3 protein-coding genes are annotated in these 2,105 nt (G+C 55.0%); all 3 read left to right on the forward strand.

Annotated elements, in window-relative coordinates:
• Positions 1–196: 196 nt before the first annotated feature.
• The 3 genes from KM295_RS16720 to KM295_RS16730 all read left to right on the forward strand — a co-directional run bounded on the left by KM295_RS16720 (position 197) and on the right by KM295_RS16730 (position 2,045).
• On the forward strand, positions 197–907 hold the full coding sequence (locus KM295_RS16720) for a DUF4382 domain-containing protein (RefSeq protein WP_256031507.1): 711 nt from the start codon (positions 197–199) through the stop codon (positions 905–907).
• A gap of 105 nt (positions 908–1,012) precedes the next feature.
• Entirely contained in the window at positions 1,013–1,303 is a 291-nt protein-coding gene (locus KM295_RS16725; RefSeq protein WP_256031508.1) for a hypothetical protein, read from the forward strand.
• Positions 1,304–1,367: 64 nt separating this feature from the next.
• Positions 1,368–2,045, forward strand: a complete 678-nt coding sequence (locus KM295_RS16730; RefSeq protein WP_256031510.1) for an AI-2E family transporter — start codon at positions 1,368–1,370, stop codon at positions 2,043–2,045.
• The last annotated feature ends 60 nt before the right edge of the window (positions 2,046–2,105 follow it).

The following is a 2,105-nucleotide window of genomic DNA, read 5'->3' on the forward strand; positions in this document are numbered from 1 at the left end:
TGTTGCCATCACCAACTACGAGCGAGGAAACGAACCGGGCTGCGAGAAGCTATGAGATGGATTCTATGACACGCTCAGATAGACCATGCCGCATGGGTATTCGTCTCCCGCTGGTATCGTTTAAAATGACAGAAGTCTCTCCGCGGCGGTTATTACAAGCATATCCGACTACAGCGTTCCTGCACGGTGAGGGTGCATGAGGCGACGGACCCTCATCAAGACCACTGCCGGGCTCGGAACCGTGCTCCTTGCCGGCTGTTCCGGCAGCGACAGTGATTCTGAGGACGGCAGTACGGCGAGCGGGACGTTCCGGCTGTTGATTAGCGATCAGCCGGTAGCCATCGAGGACTTCGATTCACTGGATGTTACTCTCTCGGCTGCTCGTGTCTTTCGAGCCGATGAAGACGAAGAGATCACTCCCGGAGTCGTCAACGGCACCGACAACACAACTGACGACGATACCGAGGATTCCGAAGACGACGAGAGTGAAGGAGTCGTCGAATTCGACCTCGATAGTGTGACCGTCGATCTCACCCAGGTCAAGGGAGATCGAGCCGTGTCGGTACTTGAGGGCGAACTCGATGAGGGGCGATACTCGGGGATCGAACTCCGAGTCGCCAGTGCTGAGGGGGTCGTCGACGGCGAGGCTGTCGACGTGAAGGTGCCAAGTAATCGACTCCGTATTATCAAACCCTTCGAGATCGGGAGTGACGAGGAACTGGACTTCGTCTTCGATATTAACGTCATCCAAAAGGGTCCGACAGGAGGCTATAATCTGCTCCCCGTCATCGGCAAAAGCGGTGTCGCTGGCGAAGACGTCGAGGTCGAAGAAGTCGACACCGATACCCCCGAAGAGACAGGGGCACCAAACGGCACTGACACGGCTGACGAAGACGAAAGTTCATGATACAGGTACCTGTATACCCGCGATTGAGCACCATCTACGCGGGGCGAATTGGACAAACTGCGATCAACGACGCCCCTCATAGATAGAGGAGCACTTAGAGCTCCGATGACGAAGCGAGATGCTAAGGCACGCTGGCCCTCGGACCGTGTTGGATTATCAATCCTGGCAGTAGTGAGCGGAGTTTTTGCCGCCCTTATTGTCGTCACACAACTCCCATACATTATTCTCGCAATCATCCTTGCCTATATTCTCATACCCGCCCAGCAACGACTCAAACAGTACATGAGCGCGAGTTCAGCTGCCTTATCCCTTACCTCGCTCTCGGTATTGCTACTGTTCATTCTCGTCGCTTACATCATCACGATAGCCCTCCAGCAGGGACGGGGGGCTATTTAACGCCATACAAGCAGGAGAATTCAGTTCTAGCGTTATTCAGAACCGTATCGTCGATATTGGTTATGTGGTTGATCTCGATCTGTTGTACGCAACGTATCAGGAGCCAATCGCCACTGGCTTGGAAGGTTTGGCCACCGGCTCGATGACTGCTCTCAGCGGCCTTCCTGGTGTGTTCCTCGGTCTAACCGTGACAACCTTCGTACTATTTGCCCTCTTGCGAGACGGTGAACAGTTCGTCACTTGGCTCCAAACAGTCGTCCCCGTATCCGAAAGTGTCCAGCAGGAATTGATGGCTGAATTTGACGATCTCATGTGGGCGTCTGTCGTCGGTAACGTCGCCGTTGCGGGTATTCAGGCCGTGCTGCTCGGGGGCGGATTGATCCTCGTTGGCATGCCTGGGCCCGTCTTCTTGACACTAGCGACGTTCGCCCTCTGCTTGCTTCCACTGGTAGGGGCGTTTGGAGTGTGGGTGCCAGTTTCGGTCTACCTGCTCGGAATAGGTCGCCCCACGCCAGCCCTAATCATCTTGATTATTGGGTCTGTAGTTAGTGCTTCGGACACTTACCTTCGACCGGCTATCATCAACCGAAGCGGGGCACTCAACGTTGCGGTCATCACGGTTGGAATCTTCGGAGGCATCGTCGTGTTCGGAGTGGTAGGTCTGTTCATTGGTCCCGTCATCCTCGGCGGCACGAAGGTTATGTTTGACCAGTTTGCCCGGGAACCATGCGTCTTTAGCTAAGACTCACACCTCGGTTGAGTAGCGGTTGCGAGGGTTTCTTGGAGGATTGGTCGTTGCTTG

Origin of the sequence: Natronomonas aquatica (assembly GCF_024449025.1) — an archaeon.
GTDB classification, from domain to species: Archaea; Halobacteriota; Halobacteria; order Halobacteriales; family Haloarculaceae; genus Natronomonas; species Natronomonas aquatica.